The following is an 18,873-nucleotide window of genomic DNA, read 5'->3' on the forward strand; positions in this document are numbered from 1 at the left end:
TCGAAACCTGGCAGAGGCGGCGACAAGCGGCGACACATGCACTCGCCCCAGAATCACCTCACACCACCCCTGACCTGCGTAGATGCAGGCCAGTCCGCCGCACCCGCATCCCCACCTCGAACCCCGTACCAATGGAAGCCGAAGAGGCATCGCATCCAGCATCGACCGGTCCGCCACGCTCAGGCGCGTTCGGTTGTCCCCAGGCCACTCGGGGCCTCCCACCGACCCGCCCCACGGTGCGTCGTCTCCACTGCGCTTCCCGCTCCCGCGCCTCCACAGTCAAATGGGCCGACGATCAGGTAGCCGACGCCAAGATCCGGACCCTGCCCGGACCAACGCTCCACCAATGACAGTCGCAACCACCATCCCAGCAGGTCAGAACCGCTACGAGTGCTGTACCACCAACAGACGAAGAACCTGCTGGTCACATGGTCAGTGTGCTGGTGCGACCGTCCATCCCGGAGGAGTGTTCGCCCGTAGAGACCACTGCGCCCCTACACCTGACAGTGATAACCGAGCGTGCCTACGACGATGATGGCTCCCACACCTCAATTCCGGCCGTGATCACGGAGCTTCCTGGGGAGAATCTGGGGAGAATCACAGCCGCTGGGGAGCGCGTGGGGAGGATCGACTGCATGAGGCAGCACGAGCCTGAAAGACGGCGAAAGAAGCATTCGAGCAGGTCAGCGACCTACTTTGCCGCAACACCGCAGGTCAAGGGCGGTGCCTGGACAACTCCGTGGTGAAGTTCACGGGCTCGGCGCAGGGGCGCAGGGCACTGGTGGCCGAGATCATCGTGGGCGAACTGGCCAGGCGCCTGGGACTGCGGGTACCAGAACTGGTCCTGGTCGACTTCGACCCCGCGGTCGCCGCCGACGAACCGCACCAAGAGGTCCAAGACCTCCTGCACGCCAGCGCCGGACTCAACCTCGGCATGGACCACCTCCCCGGAGCCGTCGACTTCGACCCCAACGCACCGAACGCCGTCGACGTCGACCCCACGGAAGCCGCCCGCATCATCTGGCTCGACGCCTTCACCGCAAACGTCGACCGCACCACCCACAGCCCCAACCTCATGACCTGGCCATCCTCCGGCCACCAACGCCCCCACCTCTGGCTCATCGACCACGGCGCCGCCCTCGTCTTCCACCACCGCTGGCACACCGCACCCGACACGACCACCAAGCCCTACGACCTCCGCCACCACGCACTCGCCTCCCACCAACCCGAAATGGCCACAGCCGACGCCGAGTTCACCCCACGCATCACCACAGAACTACTCCACGAGGTCGTCTCCACCGTCCCCGACGCCTGGCTCACCGACGAACCAGGCTTCCCCACCCCGACCGACGTCCGCAACGCCTACATCACCCACCTCACAGCCCGAGCCGCAGCCTCCACCCACTGGCTCCCAACGCAATTCCCCTCACCCAACAACCGACCCGGCCACCGACTGGAGCAACCACACGGATGAGCATTGCGGGCACACGGGGGAGGCAGCAGCCACACCAACCAACACATCTACGAAATGACCGTCAATCCGTTGGTAGATGACGGCCGCCCTCGCGTCACCGTCGCCGAGATCCCAACCGTCAACGAACTCGGAAACGCGACGTCGCCCCAGGACTGCACGGCCGATGCCCTGGGCCTGGCCGGCTGCGCTTTCACCGGGGGCCAGGCTGCCTGGTGGCGGCGTCCGGGCTCAGCGGTTCGCGGCTTGCGGTGAGGAGGTGCTGTTGAAGGCGGGCATGGCGGAATTGGTAGACCGCCCCGGTCTGCCGTAGCACGCCGCGGCGGTAGGCGTCGGTGAGGAACGCCTGGACGCGCCACGGCAGGTGGCCGGCGACCGGTAGCCATCCGCGTACCAGCACCAGCCAGTGAACCCAGGCGCTGGTGGCACGCACACTCACGAATCCCGCCAGCACCGCGGCCGCGAGCCCGAACGGGAGGCTGTACACGAGAGTGACCACCGGGCCGACCGCCAGTCCTACCAAGAGCGCTTTGCGGAGGGTGTTTCGCCGGTCCCGGGCCAGCGACGCCTCCGCACCGACCACATCGGCCGGATGGGCGGGGGCCTCAAGCCCGAACGCGAGCGCGGCCACGACCGCAAGCACGAGCCCCACCCCCGACAAGATCACGAACGCCTCTCCGAGCACATCCGTCGTCCCGAACGAGAGCCCGTTCGCGGCCGCAACAGCGCCGCCCCCGAACCCGAAGATCCCGTTGACGAACCCGTTCACGAACCCCAGCAGGAGCCCGACGAGCATCCCCGCCGCGAACCGGCCGGAGAGGAACCGGACCCGGCCACGGATCTGAAGGCGCGTGCCGGCCGGTTGAGGACCCGCGCTGCGCAATCCGGCGAGTCCGGCCACAAGTCCGGCCGTGAGCCCGAGCTCCAGGCCCACCCTGAGCCCACCGGGAAGATCCTCCAGGAGCCCAGCGGTGAGCTGGTCCGCGCTCGCCTCTACCAAATAGCTCCCTCTCCCATCCTCCACGAGCCTGTTCACAAGCGTGAAGGCGAGCCCGCTTGTGACTGCGGTCCCGAGCCCGACCCCGAGCGCAAGGGTGAACCTACGCAGACGTCTGATACCGAGCCATCTGCCGAGCCCGGCCAGCAGAACGACCGCGACCCCACTCCCCAGCATCACCAGAAGCCCGTCCAGCGCCCCTATCGCAAGCGGGCGCACCCGCCATTGCATGTCCACCTGCCCCGCGAAGAAGTCCGGCACCTGCTTGGTGCGCTCAAACGTGAGCCCGAGCGCCAGAGCTACCAGGAGCCCGTCCACCACGGCGAGGACGAGGGTGCGTTTCCACCGCGGGATGGTGTCACGCAGCTGCCACCAGGCCAGATCGACCGTGCCTGCCTGGCGGAGGTGGCCGGCGATGTGGGTGAGATAGCGGCGTGCGCGGTCTTCGGGCCAGCGCGGCGGGTGCTCCGACCGGCCGGACTGGTAGACGGCGGGCAGGAACTCGTTCAGCAGATGGTCCTGTAGGGCCGTCCCGGTGTGGAATCGGCCGGTGTCGAGCAGCTCGGTGGGCTCCTGGCGGGGGTTGTCGCTGTAGACGGTGCGGGCCAGGAAGACCATCAGTGGGTTGGCCAGCACGCGGCGCAGCGCGGCTGGGCCCGGCTCGTGCGGGGCGGTGTCCATCTTCTCCAGGACCGGGTCCCAGACTCCGGTGCGGCGCCCGGCCACGGTGCGGGGCAGGTAGCCGGCCAGATCCTCGACCGTCAGATCGTCGATTTCCACGACGGCGGCCGCGGTCAGCACGTCCACCTCGTGTACCGCCGCGCTGAATTCCGGTGCCCGGCTTGTGATCACCATCGGGGTGTCCGGCGTGGCGTTGAGCGCGTGCAGTGCATCCTTGTGCAGCCCGGTATGGATCTCGTCGAAGCCGTCCAGGATGGGCAGCACCCGGCCGGCCTCGATCAGCGCGCGGGCCCGGGTCGGTCCGCCGCGCCGGGCGGAGGCGGCCAAGCCGGGGTGGTCACGGGTGAGTTGCTCGGCCAGCCAGACGTTCAGCGATCTGGTCGTGGGGTCCCAGGTCCCGGCGTTGACGACGACCGGCACCCGCCGGCCCGGCCGGCGCTTCTCCAGCAGGTCCAGCGCCAGGCGGCCGACCAGCACGGTCTTCCCGGCGCCGGCGGGGCCGAGGATGACCAGCCGGCCGGAGGGGACCGACCGGTAGACCTCACTCAGTTCCTCGATGCGCCCGGCCAGCGCCAAAGGTTCGCCGGTGTCACCGGCCTGAAGACGACGGATGTTGGCGGGGTGATCGGCCAGCGCGGCAGCCGCGTGCCAGCGCACCGGTAACGCCACCGGGTCGTGGACACGCCGCTGCTCCTCTTCCCTCTCCCACAACGTCCTGACGCCTTCGGCAAGGCCCTCGGCCCACTCGTCCAGATCGGACGGCCCACCGCGCGGCGACGAGCCCCGCGTACCCCACCGGCGCCGCCGGGGTGCGGGCCCGGTGGTGATGTTCACACCGCCGGTGATCGAGCCGGCCTGCACCACCGATCCGGATACCCGGCCGCTGACGTCATTGTGCGTAGCCGCGGGTGGCCGCGTCGAGCCACCGTCGTTGTGGTCGTCCATGCCCCAATGATGAAGCGTCCGCGTTACCACCGATTACGGGCCAGAGCCGAAGCATGGACCCGCCCTCTGGTCGATCAAATGGCGAGTTGTGTGACTGCACAAGCGCTGCGTGTACAGAATGGAGATCTTCTCCCTATTCCACGGGAGTTGCACGTGATTGGCTTGCGTCGAACGTTCGTTCCCTTCAAGGAGGATCGTTGCGACGAAGACGCATAACGACGGCGCTGCGCTGCATGGCAGTCGGCGCCGTCCTTACCGTTCTGGCCGGGGTGGGACCCGCTTCCGCTGCCGGCTTACCGAAGGAACCTGATCCGCTGGCAGCGCCGCCGAAGGTCCACGGACCGGAGACGACCAGTCTCGCGCTGGCCGGAGGGCGGCCCGTGTCGGGGAAGAATCTGGTGGCCGGGCCGCCGTCCACGCAGTCGGGCGGGGTGTGGCAGGTCAATCGGACCATGCCCACCTTGAGCAATACCGTGACAGACCCGGACGGTGACAAGGCCAACCTGACCTTCGCCGTCTACACGACGGACGCTTTCGGCAACCCCGACAAACAGATCATGATCAAGGACGAACCGTACGGCGTCCTCGTCTCGGGCTACGTCAACTCCGGTGGCACAGCGAAGGTCACCGTCCCGGATGGGAACCTGAAGCCGGGCACCACCTACGCGTTCCGTACATCCGCCTACGACGGGAGCCTGTACGAAACGGAGTGGTCCGCGTGGGGCAAGTTCAAGACCCGTGGCCGCGCGGTCGACATCAAGCTCCCCGAGCCTGACAAGAACGCCCCAGTGCTGAACGAGGACGACTTCCAGGAACCGCAGCCCATCGGCAAGCCCAACGTGTACCCGGTCCCGCCGGAGGTGCCGCCCACCGGGTACAGCGCACCCGAGAATGTCACCAGGCCGCAGGGCTACAGCGAGAAGGACGGCTGGAGCTGCGGCGAGGTGAACAAGGAAACGAACATCCAGCCGTGTTCGCGTCTGGTCCCGGACAACAGCAAGAAGACTCGCGACGCCCTCACAAAGGAAGGGTTCGGGGTCACGGCAGGGCTTCCGCACCTGGTCGACTGGTGCGACACACGCAACCTGGACATCAAGCGCTACGAGGCGTGCATCAGCGGATTCACCTACGAGTACGAGGGAATCGTCGTCAAGGACGGCAAGCCTACCGGTGAGATCCTGAACGCATCCTGGGCCGTCGGCCAGGAAGTGAAGTTGTCGGGAACCTCGGCGACGTTCACTCAGCAACTCGTCCTTGTCCCGATCCAGGTCGATGCCAAGTTCATATCGGTGACGCTGGACGTTCGCTTCGACTGCATGATGCCAGACCGCTGCTCGAACGGTCCGCAGTCGTGGGACGGCGCCCTGGAGTGGCTGGGAGCTGACCCGTTCTCTCACACGGCCATCGGGAAGAACGACCACACTTGGAACGCTGTGAACAAGGCCGACACCCTCGACCTGTCCACGAAGATCACCGCCTACTCGCCCGTGGCGAACCCGGCCGCTTCGCGCTGGGAGACCGCCGACGCGCAGATCCGCTGCGACACGATCTCCTCCACCACCCCGGGCTGCGCGTTCCACAAGTACGTCCCCACCTGGGTGATGAACTTCAAGAAGACGCCGCAGGCGGTCGCGCACGCATGGCTGATCCAGTCCAAGCTGTCCAACCACCCCGGCAGCCGGTCCGCGAACAAGCCGATCTTCTTCCTCCCCTCGGCGGACAAGAACGCCCCCGGCCGCGACCCGAACAAGAACCGTGACGTCATCTGCCCGAAGAACAGCGATGGAACAAGCTGGGCGTCCAAGTACGGAAACCCGCGGACCACGACCGTCCCGGAGATAAGCGCCGGCGACAAGCCGTCGTGCGACGAGTTCGCCTACGCCTCCAGCTACAACTCCGGCGGTATGCCCGGCGGCGTCGTCGGCGGCATGAACCCGGTCGCCTCGGGCGACGCCTGCGTACAGACCTACGCCACCCGCGTCACCCAGGGCGAATGGCGCCTCTATGACGACGAGCGCCTCACAGGCCCCGCCTGGAACGAGGTCTGCGGCCGGTCCGCCATGTCCGGGTGGATCAACTCCACCTCGATGGGCGGCGCGTTCAGCTCCGGCTTCTCCGGTAAGTACCGGCTCCTCGACAAGGACCCCTACTGGGTGTCCTTCCCCGAATTCGGACACTGCGACGCCAGCAAGGCGACGGTGACCTGCACGGTCCCCAAGGCGTAGGGAACGCGAGACGGCCCGGCGAGAGCATCATCTCGCCGGGCCGTCTCGCATTCCCTACGGCAGGGGACCGCCGCCCAGAAGGACTCGTCCCGGCGGCGAGTGAGGCTCCTCATCAGGGGCCACCCACACCAGGCCGCCGCATTCGGTCAGCGCCGGCCAGGTGTCCTCATCAGGATCCCCATCTGGACCGACGAGGCAGCGGCCCTGCTCAAGCGCATCCGCGATCCGGGAAAGCCACGCGTGAAGCGGCCACCCCGCAACCGGATCCGCTAGAAGCTCCGGCTCACGGTCCACGAACCACCGGCCAAGACTTCCGTAAGACGGCTCCCCCGGCCGGGCGTCGACATAGAGTCCGTGCCACATATCGCCCACCACACAGGAGAATGGAATACGTCCCGGCTCGCGCTCCTGGTCCCGGATCTGCACCGTATAGGCATCCCGCAACGTCTCCAGCGGGTACCAGCCCTGAGCGCCCGGCAAAAACCCGGCAGGCCACCAACTCTTGCCGGTCCCCGGTTCATCTATACCGTCGTGCAGCTTGTACCACGCCCGTAAATCAGGTGGAAACACGACCCCGATCGCCTCTTGCACGGCATCAACGTCCGCATCGCTGGCCGGTGGACGCAACAGCGCCGCCGACGCCGGAGCGCGCTCGACAAGCCACCCCTCGATACGCTCCCACGCCGCCACCGCGAAGTCTTGTTCACTCATACCCGGCAGGGTAACGCGGACGCTTCTCATCGAGGACTTTTCATCCTGATTTCGCAGGTCAGGGGGCTGATGTGGGGCGGGAGTGACGTACTCGCCCTGGTCGAGGGCGTGATCGTTGCGGGGAGGTCGTCGGTCACCTCTGGACTCCGGTGTTCGCGAGGAGGAGGAGAGCCCTCAGGAGGGTGGTCGCGTGACGGGTGTTCATGCGGACCTTGGTGAGGAAGCGCCAGTTCTTGAGGTTGGCGAAGCCGTGTTCGACTGCGGCGCGTTCGCGGCTGAGCAGGCGGTTCGCTTCCTTCTTGGCGGCGGTGAGTTTGTGGCTCTTCGTGGGCTTGCGGCCGGTGATGATCACGGGGTGGTCGTCGGGGTCATCGTCCAGGCCGACGAAGCCGAGGTCGGCCAGGGCTGAACCTGGTAGACAGCATGCTGAGAACCCTCGGCGGGCTGGTTTTTCGTCACAGATTCACCAACACCCGCCGGGGACCCTCGTGTTACGGCAGGAATCAGCCGGTCCGCCGTCGTGCCGGCCGGTCAGCGAGGCAGGTATCGGCCCGCTCCGGTGCGGGTCAGCCAGCCCCGGTCGGCAAGTTTGCGCAACTGCCCTCGGACCGGCTCGACCTTCCCCGGCGTGAGCTCACGACCCAGCACCCTCGCAACGCCCTTGATCATCACCGGCCCGTCCGCGTCGGCCACGATCTCCATGATCCGCCGATACTCCGAGGTCAGGACCTCCACCCCCAGACCCTCAGCCCGGTCCGGCACCAACCGCATCCCACCCGCACCCGGACCGGCCACCACCCTCACCGGTTCCGGCGGCACGACGCCCAACGACCGCCGCCCGCAGTCGGTCGCCTCGGCCCACTGCCCGAACACCACCTCCGCGGCATCCAGCCGGGTCAACTGCGACTCAACTCCGGCCAGTTCCCTGCGGAGCAGCTCAGCCCGTTCCTCCAGCTCAAGCCGTTGCTGGACTGTCCATGTCAGCACATCCGTCATGCGAATCCCTCCCGCCGGGAGGCTACGAAACGGACCGCTGCCCCGGCCCGAGAACGCCAGAGACTGCCCATGGCGGACGATCACGTGCTAGCGATCTCCGCCCGGATCTGCACAGGGACCTCACCGCGACAGCACACCAGCCCCTCTCACCAGCAAGAATCAGGATGGCGGGGTCTCAATGGTGGCACGGGCCCGACGACGGGATCCGGGAACGCTGCGCTTGCCTTGTCGGGATCCGTGGGAGGTTTCCCACCGTTGGTCCCGACAGCCCTTCCCGCAGGGAGTCAGCCGTCAGCAGCGCCTCCCCTGTGCCCCTTTGGGCACATCGCGGAGCCTGCCCGCACCCGCCGCCGCGCGCCGTTGAACCTTCGTCACCGACCTTGAGGCGGTGGCGGCGCTCCCTCAACTCTTCGTCGGCGTCTGACGGCGCATCCGCCGGTGGGGCGCGGGCGCCGGGTCACCGCATTCCTCGGCCACCGCCCGCGCCGCCTGCCGACGTCTCCCCCGTCGCTACGAACGCAGGCCCGGGCACTTACTCGCCTTCGTCGGCATCACCGCAACCCTCACCTGCCACCGCCGCCTCGCCAAATGGCGATCGCACCCGTCCCCGGGGCGGCGCCGCAGGCGGTCTTACCGCGCGGTCTGTCAGTGCTCTTCGAAGACCGGGGTGACTTCCAGCTTCCCCTTGTCGGAGTCGCTCACCGGCAGGCTGATTCCGACCGGGACGGTGACGTGGTGCGTCTCATTCGGAGGGGTTACCACGAGGGCGGTGCCGCGGACGCCCGAGCCGCCGGTGTTGTTGATCGGATACACGACGTTGGCGGTGGCCCGCTTCCCCGCCTTGAGGGTGAACGGGATCCCCACTTCCTGCTTGTTGCGGTCCACCGACTGTGTGCCGTAGTTGGTCTTCAGGTCGACGCCCGGGAACCCGGCCATCCGACAGCTGCTGCCGGTGTTCGTGAACGTGATGAGGATCGAGCCGAGACCCTCGCGGGCCTCACCCTGGTTCTTCGCCGTGATGCGCAGATTCGAGGTGCGGCACGTCGACGCCTTCGAGGACGTCGAGGAGGCGGGCGAGCCCTTCCCGGCCGACGGCCCGGACCCGCTGGAGGAGTTGGCCGACGATCCGTTGGACGAGTCCGCGGACGGCGCCGCGGCCGAGGAGGAACCTCCCTTGCCGTTCGAGTCCGAGGAGCCGCTCGCCTGGCACGCTGTGAGCGCGACGGTGGCGGCCAGTCCGACGGCGGTGGCGGTAACGGCCCTGAGGACGGAGATGCGGTGCATGGTGTGCTCCTCGGTAGCTGCGGACGTGGTGCCCGGCGCAGTTCAGTGTCCGTTGCCGACCTTCTCGCCCCCGGACGTCAGCCAGTATCCCAGCCCTGCGCTGTCGTCCTGCTAACTCCTGGCTAACACCCGGCCGGTGGGCGGCCCGCACCGTGCAGACGCCGCCGGGCGGATGCCGGGCCAGGCGAGCGCCTCTGGAGACATGCCCCGGCGCCGGGAGCACAACGCCCGCGGCGCCGCGCCCACAAGGGGCACAGCACGCGGGCGACCATGCCCGGCCTCCTGACCCCTGGCCCTGGCCCTCCACTAACACGAGCCTCGCCGTGAGTTCCTGGCCACCGCCGGCGCACGGACCACGCCCTGGTCCCGGCTCACCGGCGATGAACTCACCGTCGCCACCGCCGAAGCCCGGATCATCCTCGGAGCGGTGTGCAGGTGCAGGCTCTCAGATTTCGTGGCCACATCTCACCGGCGATGGCAATCGATGGCATATCCGACATGAATCTGAGACTGGCAGGACAAGCCGCCTGCTCGTAGGGGGGATTGGGCTCTGACAACCCAGATCAACCAGTTCGAAGGGGACCTGGGCCGACCCCTGATCGAACGTGCGGAACGAGGCCGCAGGATGCGTGGTAAATAGGCGGCCGCTGCCACCAAGCGTCTCATTGGCCCAGGCGGGCGGCCTTGATCGCGCGTTGGGCAAAGACGCCCTCACGGCGCTCTGCCATCTGCCGAAGCGCGTCTTTGCGATCTCGCTTGGAGAGCCGGTCGAGATAGGTGTGACCGAAGAGGTGGTCGGTCTCGTGTTGCAGACACCGAGCGAAGTAGCCCGTTCCTTCGATGACGAGGGGGTTGCCGTCCTTGTCGAGCCCGCGAGCGATGGCACGATCGGTGCGGGGAACCGCCATGCCCGCACCGGGCACGGACAGGCAGCCCTCGAAGTCGTCAACGAGTCGGCGGCCACCCGGATCGGGCAGGTCCAGAACCGGGTTGATGATGTGGCCAACATGCCGGATCCCATCGTCGTCCGGGCAGTCGTACACGAACAGCCGTAGGTCGACGTCCACCTGGTTGGCAGCCAGGCCGGCACCGTCGGCGACATGCATCGTCAGGAACATGTCGTCGATCAGGCTCGACAACTCGGGGGTGCCGAACTCGGTCACCTCCTGGCACGGACGGCTCAGGATCTCTTCACCCACCACCGTGACCCTGCGAACCGAACCCCGTTCCACCTCCGGTGGCAGAACCGGATAGCTGTCGACGGGGCGGCCTTGCACGCGGACTCGCCTGTCGACGGGTCGCGACCGCTCGTGACGAGCCGACATAGTTGTCTCCCCTTTTGCGCACGCCACAGCTGCCGCGGAGGTCACCGCAGCCGATGCCTTCAGCAAGGACTATCGCTTGCCAAGTTCTTTGCAAAGTAGCAGACTTTGCAAAGTGACTGAAGATGACCTCAACACCCCGAACGGCCAGACAGCCAGCAGCGGCGAAGAACTGCGCAAGCACGAGGTCCGCACAGCCCTGCTGAGCCTGCTCGCCGAAGTCGGCGCCGTCACGGCGACCGAAGCCGCCTCCCGGCTGGGCTACAGCTCTGGTCTCTGCTCATTTCACCTGCGGCAGCTCGCACGTCACGGATACATCGAAGAAGCCCCCCACAGCGGGGGCCGCGCACGCCCCTGGCGTCTGAAGCAGGACACCCCTGCTGCCGGCGGGCCCACGGCGACTCAGTTCGGTGACTTGGCCCGGGGGCTGGAGGACGAGAGCTGGCAACGATGGCTGACCCAGCGAGATGGGGCGCCGTCCGAATGGCGCCACGACGAAGCCTTCAGTGCCGTCGCCTACCTGACGCCCGAAGAGATGAGCCGGGTCGCGGACGTGATCCGCCGGGCGCTTGCGCCCTATCAGGACCGCGAACAACGCCCCCTCGCCCGGCCCGACAGAGCTCGACCGGTGGCCCTGATCACCCGGCTCTTCCCCCTGCTTCCCCACACGACAGACGACGCGGAGCATGACTGAGAAGTCGTCGGCCGTTTCGCGCTCGCTTGAAGAAATGGCACGAAGCCATCAACTTGCGCCCGTGGGCATCGCGCCGGGCCAGGTGTAACAAGATCCGGATTCCGACGCTGGAGGAGTACGAGGCGACGTTCGAGCCGTTCACGCCGGACGTGCTGCCGGATGCGCCGAAGGGGCCGGCCGGTGCCCTGCACATGGCGGTGACCAGCGCCAACGCCCTCCACCATCCGGCACACCACCCGACTCGTCGTCGACACCCCATGATTGACGCTACGTCAGGATGAGGACCGGGCCGGCGTGCGACAGGGATCCGAGCTGCCGCTGACTCACGCCTTCGGCAACCAGGGCGACACCGCCATCGGCGACGACCTCGTCGTCACGGTGAAGGCCCAGGCAGCCACGCTGCGCCCGCAGTACCGCAACCGCCGCTCCGACGCGCCGGTTGCAGCGACCAAGGCGGAGTGCACCTTCCCCGGACCGCTGCCCGCCGGCACGGCGTACGAGACCGACAAGCCGCTCACGGCCGTGGCCGGCGGGGACGCGATGCAGGGCGTCCTCACCCACCACGTGTACCGGGCCCACGACCGACGCGACGCGCTCCACCCGCAGGCGCAGTTGCCCGAATCGGCCCCGTCGGGGATGGGCGCGCCGCTGAAACTCCGCCCCGTGGACGGCAGCGGCGACGACTTCGCCCCGTCCGCCTGCGAGGAGGCCGACTCCGCCAACGGAACACTGGCCTTCGCCACCGACCAGATCCACGGTGGGTAGGCGAGTGAGATGAGCTTCTGCGGGTCGGTCGACGGGGTGGCCGAGTGCGCCCCGGCCATGACCGGCGACGCGCCGAGCATGCTCGTCCGGATCGACGAGCGGGTCGACGGCGCCCAGGGCACGGTCACCGCGACCTCCGCCCCCAAGGTCGAAACGAACCAGGAGAACAACACCGCGCCGGTGAAGGGCGAGTACAACGATTAGTGGCTCGTCACGTTGCCTTGGCCGGGTGAGGCTCGCTACCGCGCGGATGCGTAGCGGGTCACGGGCCCGGGGCCTGGGCGGGGGCGAGGATGTAGCCATGGCCCCGGACGGTCTGCATCGCCAGGCCGACCGGGCGGATGCGGCGTCGCAGCCTGGTGATGTGCAGATCGAGCGCGTTGCGGGTGTTGCGCGCTCGATGCTCCGCCAAGCAGTCGAGGAGCTCCTCCCGCGGGACCAGGGAACGGAAGGCGGTGGTGAGGAGGCCGAGGAGCGCGGTCTCCACCGGCGAGACGGCAACCACCCGTTCGCCGAATCTCAGAGCGCCGCTCGGGTCGATGCGCGGCACGGTGTACGCGTACGACCTGGCGCGCAGCGCGGCCACCCGCGCGTCGAGGTCTTCCCTGCTGACCGGGACACGAACCCAGTCCTCCCGCACGTCCGCGCAGAGCGGGGGCGGGGCGCCGCCGTCGACGATGAGCAGGCGCAGACCGCCCTCCGCCGCGCAGCGCCGGCGCTTGAAGGACTCGGCAGGCCACCGGATCAATCGCACGTCCGGCTGATCGCGTCGCACCGCAGCTCCCCCATCCTCGCCCCCGTAGAACGGTCCGGTACAGGGTCAGTCCGCGGAGGCTGTCGGGAACAACTCGCCGGGCAGCCCGGCGCAGAGCGCTCCGGGCCGAACCGTTCGCCCCCCGTTTCTCCTGAACCGTCCCGGTTCACCACGGAGTATTCAAGCAGCCACGGGCAGCCGGTCAAGTCTCATTCCGAACATGCGCGCCTGGTAGTGCCGAAGCGCCGGGCAGGCCGGTGACGCCTGGGACGATGCGCCCAACTCGCCTGACTCTGTTGGATTGTTGACAGATTGAGGTGTCCGCTGCCTGCCCGGCACCCATACTGATCCCCACGGGATGGGGTCGTTCAGGAGGTCACCTATGGTGAAACGACGATCGTTACTGCGACTGGGAACCGGCGCCGCGGCCGCCGGGCTGCTCGGATCGGGTGCGGCCTACGCGGTGGGCCGCACCGGCGGCGAAACCACTGCCTGGGACCGGCTGCGCCGTGCCCTCGCCGGCCAGTTGGTGCTGCCCGGCGACGCCGGGTTCGAACAGGCCAAGCAACTGGAGGTCGCACAGTTCGACACCATACGTCCGCGCGCCGTGGCCTACTGCACCTCCGCCAAGGACGTCGCGCTCTGCCTGAAGTTCGCACAGGACGAGGCACTCCCGACGGCGGTGCGCAGCGGCGGGCACAGCTATGGCGGATACTCGTCGTCCCACGACGGGCTGGTCATCGATGTCTCGCGGATCAAGTCCGTGCGGCTCAGCGGGGACCGGGTGAGCCTGGGGCCGGGCGCGCAGGCGATCGACGCCATGACGGCCCTTGCCCCGTACGGCGCGCAGATCGTGACGGGCCTGTGCCCCACCGTCTGCCCCGGCGGATATCTGCTCGGGGGCGGCGTCGGTCTGCAGACACGCAAATTCGGGATGGGGTCGGACCGGCTGGTGTCAGCCGAGGTGGTGCTCGCCGACGGGCGGACGGTGCGCGCGTCGGCGGAGTCCGAGCCGGAGCTGTTCTGGGCCCTGCGCGGCGGCGGGGGCGGCAACTTCGGGGTGGTCACCGCGTTCGAGGTGGTGCGGACGAGCGTGCCCACGATGATCAATTTCTCCCTGGAGTGGCGGTGGGACGATTTCCTGCCGCTGGTGGTGGCCTGGCAGGACTGGGTGCTGCACGAGGACGGGGATCTAGCCTGTTCGCTCGGGGTGATGGTCGATGACGCGCAGCCGGGGGCGGTGCCCCAGGTCATCGTCACGGGCAGCTTCCTGGGTCGTGCGGAGCGGCTCGACAAGGCACTGGGCGCGTTGGTGGCGGCGGCCGGGCGTCCGCCGAAATCCAAGTCGGTGAGCGGTGAACTCCCTTACGTCCAGGCGATGATGCAGAACTTCGGTTGCGGCGGCTACACGGACCAGGAGTGCCACCGGATCGGTCAGTCACCCGAGGCACGCATCCCCCGGGAGACCTTCGTCCTGGACCGCAACCATCTGTTCTCCCGGCCCCTGTCGCACAGCGCCGCGTCGGCCGCGGCCACCGCACACCTGGCCGACCGGCGCGCCGGACAGGTCCGCTACCTCAACATCATGGCGCTGGGCGGACAGGCCAATGTGCCGGCCCGTACGGACACCGCGTACGTCCACCGCGACACCCAGTTCTTCGTCGGGTACTCCATCGGCCTGGCCGGAGACCAGGCATCCGACGAGGACCGGCAGGCCGCCGCCGCGTGGGTGGCCCAGGGTCTCGCCACCATCGCCTCGTACTCCAACGGCGAGTCGTACCAGAACTTCATCGATCCCGCGCTGGCGAACTGGAAGCAGGCGTACTACGCGGAGAACTATCCGCGGCTCCAGGCAGTCAAACGGCGCTACGATCCGCACCACTTCTTCCGCTTCGCGCAGGGCATCTGCTGAGCCTCCACGGACGCTGCCGCGCATCGGTCGTCCCCGGTCCGGGGTGATGCGCGGCAGGGCGGTGACGGGCCGGCTGGCGGCACCGCGGGGTTCAGGCGCTCTGCGGGTCCGGCAGTTCACGTGACTGGTCGGTGCCGGACACGGCCGCACCGGGCTTCTCCGGGTCGCGGCGGAGCAGCAAGGTCACCATGAGCACGATCAGGACCGTCAGGGCCGTGCAGATGACGCTGACGTACAGCAGGCCGTGGGTGAATGCTTCGCGGGCGGCGTCCAAGGCAGCGCTGCCGAGCCGTTCCGGCAGGCGGGTCGCCTCGTCGACGGCAGAGCCGATGGTGTCGCGGATTGCCTTGACCGCGCCGTTCGAGAGTCCCTTGGGGACGTTGTCGGACACCTCTCCGCGGTAGACCGCGGTGCCGATGCTGCCCAGCACGGCGATGCCCATGCCCAGGCCGAGTTCATGGCAGGTCTCGGAGATCGCGGAGACCGCCCCGGCCTTCTCCGGCGGGGCGGAGGCGATCATCATGTCGGTGCCGAGGGCGATGGTGGGCGCCACGCCGAAGTTCAGCAGGCCCAGGGCGACCATCACCACCACCAGCCCGTTGCCGTTGTCCACCTGGGTGAGGACACCGAAGCCGATGACGGCGATGACCAGTCCGACGGCCATCACGTAGGGGGCGCGCATCTTCCGCAGCGCCACCGGTGCGAGCAGGGAGCCCGTCACCCCGCCGATGCTGCCGGGCAGCGAGCACAGACCGGCGTGCAGCGGGGAGAGGCCGACCACCATCTGGAGGTACTGGGCCATGAAGAACTGCGAGCCCGACATCACGAAGAGGGCCAGGCCCATGGTGGCGAGCGAGGTGGAGAAGGTGCGCACGCGGAAGAGCCGCAGGTCGATCAGTGGATGGGTCAGCCGCCGCTGGCGGATGGCGAACACCGCGCTGAGGGCCAGGCCGGCCACGAGTATCACCAGGGGCAGTACGGCGGCGCCGTCGTTGGCGAGCTTCTTGAGGCCGTAAACCGCCGACAGCAGGGCGGCGACCAGCAGGCCCACGCTGACCAGGTCGATGCGGCCGGGCTTGGGGTCCCGGTACTCCGGGAGCAGGACCGGGCCCAGCACGAGCAGGAGGACCATCGCCGGGACGCTGAGCAGGAAGACCGAACCCCACCAGAAGTGTTCCAGCATCACGCCGCCGACGAGGGGGCCGATGGCCCCGCCAACCATGAAGCAGGCGATCCAGATGCTGAAGGCCACCGACCGCTGCCGCGCGTCGTGGAACATGTTGCTGACCAGCGACATGGAGGAGGGCATCAGGGTCGCCCCGGCGATGCCCAGTAACGCGCGGCTGACGATGAGCATCTCCGCGCTGGTGGCGAACGCGGTGAGCAGGGACGCCGCACCGAACCCGGCGGCGCCGAACAGCAGCAGCCGGCGGCGCCCGACCCGGTCGCCGAGCGTGCCTGCGACGATCAGCAGGCCGGCGATCAGGAAGCTGTAGACATCGACGATCCACAGCAACTGGAGGCCGCTGGGATCGAGACTGGCACTCAGGTGCGGGACCGCCAGGTGCAGGACCGTGTTGTCGAGAGTGATGAGCATCGCGGGCAGCGCGAGGACGGCTAGAGCGGTCCATTCGCGCTTCCCGGCGCGCCGTGCGGGAGCATCTGTTGTGTCGTCAATCATGGCGGTGAGCCTAGTCAGTCGGGGAAAGATGGCATGTCCACCGAGCCGGCCGTGATCCCTGAGCGGTGGTTTTCGGACTGGCCGCCCGGGGGCGGCTCCGGGTGCCTGGGGCGGGGGCCGGTTCCGGGGGTCATCGGGTGCTCTTTCGCGCGGTGATGACGGCCATGCCGCTGGGGAGGACGGTGGTCTCCTCCGGTTCCAGGCCGGCCCGCCCCAGCAGGGCGGCGAACTCCGCGCCGGTGCGCTCCTGACCGCCCGCCGCGCCGAAGAGGGAAAGCATGTAGAGGTCCATCAGGGCCGGCAGGCGGTGCGGGCCGCGGGGGTCGCCGGGGGGCCGGGAGGCATCGGTGACCAGGTCAATCACCATGACGCGACCGTGTTCGGGCAGGGCGGTCGCGCAGGTGCGCAGGATGGCGACCGCCTGTTCGTCGCCCCAGTCGTGCAGGACGTGACTGAGGATGTAGAGGTCCGCGCCTGGCGTGACGCGGGTGAAGAAGTCGCCCGCCACGGCCGTGCACCGGTCGGTCAGGCCCTCCTCGATGATGCGCTTCTCGGCGAGCGGAACGGTGCCATGGAGGTCCAGCACCACGCCGGTGCTACCCGGCGTGCGGTGCAGCAGTTCGCACATCAAATGGCCGTTGCCGCCGCCGACATCAACGATCCGCGGGTAGCCGTGGAAGGTAATGGACTGGAAAATCTCGTCCAATTCCATGCGTAGCCCGGCCTCTTGAGAGGTATCGAAGACCTCCCGCCGTTCGGGCTGCTGCTCGAGGTAGTCGAAGAGGTCGGTGCCGTGGAGGCGGCGGAAGGCCGAACGACCGGTGCGGAGGGTGTCCTCCAGCCCGGACCACGTCCGGCCGACCTCCCCGGCCAGGAGCAGGGCGGTGGGCCGGGCCGTGCCGGGTGTGCCGGCCAGCAGTGTGCGGCCCAGGGGCGTCAGCCCGAACGTGCCGTCGCTGTCTTCGGTGAACACGTCGAAGGGGACGAGGGCGCGCAGTAGCCGGCGCAGTGCCTGGGGGTGGGCCGCCAACTCGGCGGCGAGTTCCCCGGCGGTGCGGCGGTCTCCGGCCAGCGCCTCGGGCACCCCGAGCCGCACCGCGGTGCAGAGCGTCTTCGACACGAGCTGGCCGTAGAGGAGCATGCGCATCCGGGCGGCGTTCTCGCGCAGGGTCTCGTCGAGCATGCCGGCACCTCCTGGTGTCCGAGGGGGGTGGGAAGGGTGGGCGATGGGCCGCCGGAGCCGCGGGCGGCACGAGGGCCGCGCCGCGGCGGACCGCCACGGAGCGCCGGTCGCCGGGGGCCCGGCTACTTGGTCGCGACGATGACGCCGTGCGGTGTCCAGCCCGGGAACGGGATGCGCTTGACGGTGCGGAATCCGGCGGCGTGGATGCACTCCTCGTGCTGCGCCCAGGAGTAGATCATGCCGCCCTCGGCGGGCAGCGCGGCGAAGTAGACGCTGTCGAGCGCGGCGACGACCGGCCCGTCACCCTCGTCGTTGGACATCGAGTTGAAGATCACCAGCTGGCCGCCCGCCGGCAGGGCCTCGTAGGCGCGGCGCATCAGCGCGGTGTTCTCCTCCAGCGTCCAGATGACGAGCTGATGGGCGAACATCACCACGTCGCAGCCGGTCGGCAGCGGGTCCTGGAACATGTCGCCGGTCACCACGGACACCTGGTCGCCGACGCCGGCCTGGGCGACCTTCTTCTCGGCGATGGCGCCGGACGCCGGTATCTCGAAGACCGTGACCTGGAGGCCGGGGTTGGCCTTGGCCAGGGCGATGGCGTTGACCGCGTCGCCGCCGCCGCAGTCCAGCAGGTGGCTGCGGCCGGTGAGGTCCAGTTCCTTGACCAGGTGCTTGTTGGCCAGCTCGGACCAGGACCGCATGTAGCGGTAGAAGACCTGCTCCAGGTGGGGGTTCTCGGAGAGCCGGTGGTAGAGGTCGCGGCCAGCGCCACGCACCCGGCGCAGGCCGACGTTGCGGTTCTCCCGCAGCGAGTCGGTGAAGTCCAACTGGCCCTCGTAGACGATGTACTGCTCGAAGGCGACGGTGTCCTTGAAGCGCTGCCAGTCGCCTTCCTCCATGAGGTCCCGTACGACCTGCGCCAGGCCGTACCGCCCGCCCTCCTTGACGACGATGCCCAACGAGGTGCAGCCGAGCAGGAGGATGTCGGCCGCGCGGTCCTGCAAGCCGAGCACGTCGCGGATCTCCTCCCTGGTCAGGGCGTCCTTCTCGGCGATCAGGTCGGGCAGGCCCAGTTCGCAGGCGGCGTTGAGGTACTGGAAGGCGGCGTGCCCGAAGAGGATGCGGGACAGTCCGTCCATGTCCAGCGCGGGAACGTCGCCGTTGCCGGTCGGGGAGGTTGCGGTCATGAGTGGCTGCCTTTCTGATGCGGGTCGGTACGCGTCAACCGGTCGGTGGTTCGGACCGGGCGTGG

General features: G+C 68.6%; 16 protein-coding genes and 1 pseudogene. 7 read left to right on the plus strand and 10 right to left on the minus strand.

Annotated elements, in window-relative coordinates:
* Nucleotides 1-727: 727 nt before the first annotated feature.
* Nucleotides 728-1,474: pseudogene (locus ABD385_RS12480) on the plus strand (HipA family kinase); the annotation flags it as partial.
* A 190-nt stretch (nucleotides 1,475-1,664) separates the two neighbouring features.
* On the opposite strand, the gene ABD385_RS12485 reads toward ABD385_RS12480, so the two are convergent.
* The gene (locus ABD385_RS12485) at nucleotides 1,665-4,094 is read right to left on the minus strand and encodes an NACHT domain-containing protein (RefSeq protein ID WP_344575240.1); all 2,430 of its coding nucleotides are present in this window, start codon (nucleotides 4,092-4,094) and stop codon (nucleotides 1,665-1,667) included.
* Nucleotides 4,095-4,327: 233 nt separating this feature from the next.
* Between ABD385_RS12485 and ABD385_RS12490 the strand changes: the two genes are divergently transcribed.
* The gene (locus ABD385_RS12490) at nucleotides 4,328-6,319 is read left to right on the plus strand and encodes a hypothetical protein (protein ID WP_344575241.1); all 1,992 of its coding nucleotides are present in this window, start codon (nucleotides 4,328-4,330) and stop codon (nucleotides 6,317-6,319) included.
* Nucleotides 6,320-6,373: 54 nt separating this feature from the next.
* Here the strand turns inward: ABD385_RS12490 and ABD385_RS12495 are convergent, their stop codons facing one another.
* The 4 genes from ABD385_RS12495 to ABD385_RS12515 form a co-directional block, all read right to left on the minus strand.
* Nucleotides 6,374-7,030, minus strand: a complete 657-nt coding sequence (locus ABD385_RS12495) for an SMI1/KNR4 family protein (protein ID WP_344575242.1) — start codon at nucleotides 7,028-7,030, stop codon at nucleotides 6,374-6,376.
* 133 nt (nucleotides 7,031-7,163) lie between these two features.
* Nucleotides 7,164-7,493 (minus strand): transposase family protein, encoded by a 330-nt coding sequence (locus ABD385_RS12500; protein ID WP_344575385.1) that lies wholly within the window; start codon nucleotides 7,491-7,493, stop codon nucleotides 7,164-7,166.
* A 68-nt stretch (nucleotides 7,494-7,561) separates the two neighbouring features.
* On the minus strand, nucleotides 7,562-8,026 hold the full coding sequence (locus ABD385_RS12505) for a hypothetical protein (protein WP_344575243.1): 465 nt from the start codon (nucleotides 8,024-8,026) through the stop codon (nucleotides 7,562-7,564).
* Between the two features lie 645 nt (nucleotides 8,027-8,671).
* Nucleotides 8,672-9,052, minus strand: coding sequence for a DUF4232 domain-containing protein (locus ABD385_RS12515; protein WP_344575386.1), 381 nt, complete (start codon nucleotides 9,050-9,052; stop codon nucleotides 8,672-8,674).
* Here ABD385_RS12515 and ABD385_RS12520 point away from each other — a divergent pair.
* Complete coding sequence (locus tag ABD385_RS12520; protein WP_344575391.1) at nucleotides 9,045-9,425, plus strand: hypothetical protein; 381 nt, start codon at nucleotides 9,045-9,047, stop codon at nucleotides 9,423-9,425. The two genes, ABD385_RS12515 and ABD385_RS12520, sit on opposite strands and share 8 nt — an antisense overlap.
* 547 nt (nucleotides 9,426-9,972) lie before the next feature.
* On the opposite strand, the gene def is transcribed toward ABD385_RS12520, so the two are convergent.
* A complete protein-coding gene (gene def / locus ABD385_RS12525) occupies nucleotides 9,973-10,635 on the minus strand; it encodes a peptide deformylase (protein ID WP_344575244.1) in 663 nt (220 codons plus the stop codon).
* Nucleotides 10,636-10,747: 112 nt separating this feature from the next.
* Here def and ABD385_RS12530 point away from each other — a divergent pair, with 112 nt between their 5' ends.
* From ABD385_RS12530 to ABD385_RS12540, 3 genes are all read left to right on the plus strand, one after another.
* Complete coding sequence (locus ABD385_RS12530; protein ID WP_344575245.1) at nucleotides 10,748-11,326, plus strand: winged helix-turn-helix domain-containing protein; 579 nt, start codon at nucleotides 10,748-10,750, stop codon at nucleotides 11,324-11,326.
* A gap of 294 nt (nucleotides 11,327-11,620) precedes the next feature.
* Nucleotides 11,621-12,091, plus strand: a complete 471-nt coding sequence (locus ABD385_RS12535) for a hypothetical protein (RefSeq protein ID WP_344575246.1) — start codon at nucleotides 11,621-11,623, stop codon at nucleotides 12,089-12,091.
* Nucleotides 12,092-12,100: 9 nt separating this feature from the next.
* Nucleotides 12,101-12,295 carry a hypothetical protein gene (locus tag ABD385_RS12540; protein WP_344575247.1) on the plus strand — a complete coding sequence of 65 codons (195 nt, stop codon included), beginning with the start codon at nucleotides 12,101-12,103 and terminating at the stop codon, nucleotides 12,293-12,295.
* Between the two features lie 58 nt (nucleotides 12,296-12,353).
* Here ABD385_RS12540 and ABD385_RS12545 read toward each other — a convergent pair whose 3' ends face one another.
* Nucleotides 12,354-12,866: a helix-turn-helix domain-containing protein gene (locus tag ABD385_RS12545; protein ID WP_344575248.1), complete on the minus strand. Its 513-nt coding sequence runs from the start codon at nucleotides 12,864-12,866 to the stop codon at nucleotides 12,354-12,356.
* A 361-nt stretch (nucleotides 12,867-13,227) separates the two neighbouring features.
* On the opposite strand from ABD385_RS12545, the gene ABD385_RS12550 reads away from it, so the two are divergent.
* On the plus strand, nucleotides 13,228-14,757 hold the full coding sequence (locus tag ABD385_RS12550) for an FAD-binding oxidoreductase (RefSeq protein ID WP_344575249.1): 1,530 nt from the start codon (nucleotides 13,228-13,230) through the stop codon (nucleotides 14,755-14,757).
* A gap of 91 nt (nucleotides 14,758-14,848) precedes the next feature.
* Here the strand turns inward: ABD385_RS12550 and ABD385_RS12555 are convergent, their stop codons facing one another.
* From ABD385_RS12555 to ABD385_RS12565, 3 genes are all read right to left on the minus strand, one after another.
* Nucleotides 14,849-16,438 (minus strand): MFS transporter, encoded by a 1,590-nt coding sequence (locus ABD385_RS12555; protein WP_344575250.1) that lies wholly within the window; start codon nucleotides 16,436-16,438, stop codon nucleotides 14,849-14,851.
* 130 nt (nucleotides 16,439-16,568) lie between these two features.
* Nucleotides 16,569-17,621, minus strand: a complete 1,053-nt coding sequence (locus ABD385_RS12560) for a methyltransferase (protein ID WP_344575251.1) — start codon at nucleotides 17,619-17,621, stop codon at nucleotides 16,569-16,571.
* A 122-nt stretch (nucleotides 17,622-17,743) separates the two neighbouring features.
* Nucleotides 17,744-18,808 (minus strand): methyltransferase, encoded by a 1,065-nt coding sequence (locus tag ABD385_RS12565; RefSeq protein WP_344575252.1) that lies wholly within the window; start codon nucleotides 18,806-18,808, stop codon nucleotides 17,744-17,746.
* Between the last annotated feature and the right edge of the window lie 65 nt (nucleotides 18,809-18,873).

It is taken from the genome of Streptomyces lunalinharesii (genome assembly GCF_039532155.1).
GTDB classification, from domain to species: Bacteria; Actinomycetota; Actinomycetes; order Streptomycetales; family Streptomycetaceae; genus Streptomyces; species Streptomyces lunalinharesii.

Bases quoted from the DNA above. Each gene is read 5' to 3' on its own strand.
- ABD385_RS12485 (WP_344575240.1), bottom strand. From the start codon at position 4,094: ATGGACGACCACAACGACGGTGGCTCGACGCGGCCACCCGCGGCTACG.
- ABD385_RS12520 (WP_344575391.1), top strand. From the start codon at position 9,045: ATGCGCAGATTCGAGGTGCGGCACGTCGACGCCTTCGAGGACGTCGAG.
- ABD385_RS12550 (WP_344575249.1), top strand. From the start codon at position 13,228: ATGGTGAAACGACGATCGTTACTGCGACTGGGAACCGGCGCCGCGGCC.
- ABD385_RS12505 (WP_344575243.1), bottom strand. From the start codon at position 8,026: ATGACGGATGTGCTGACATGGACAGTCCAGCAACGGCTTGAGCTGGAG.
- ABD385_RS12540 (WP_344575247.1), top strand. From the start codon at position 12,101: ATGAGCTTCTGCGGGTCGGTCGACGGGGTGGCCGAGTGCGCCCCGGCC.
- ABD385_RS12565 (WP_344575252.1), bottom strand. From the start codon at position 18,808: ATGACCGCAACCTCCCCGACCGGCAACGGCGACGTTCCCGCGCTGGAC.
- ABD385_RS12490 (WP_344575241.1), top strand. From the start codon at position 4,328: ATGGCAGTCGGCGCCGTCCTTACCGTTCTGGCCGGGGTGGGACCCGCT.
- ABD385_RS12560 (WP_344575251.1), bottom strand. From the start codon at position 17,621: ATGCTCGACGAGACCCTGCGCGAGAACGCCGCCCGGATGCGCATGCTC.
- def (WP_344575244.1), bottom strand. From the start codon at position 10,635: ATGTCGGCTCGTCACGAGCGGTCGCGACCCGTCGACAGGCGAGTCCGC.
- ABD385_RS12495 (WP_344575242.1), bottom strand. From the start codon at position 7,030: ATGAGTGAACAAGACTTCGCGGTGGCGGCGTGGGAGCGTATCGAGGGG.
- ABD385_RS12555 (WP_344575250.1), bottom strand. From the start codon at position 16,438: ATGATTGACGACACAACAGATGCTCCCGCACGGCGCGCCGGGAAGCGC.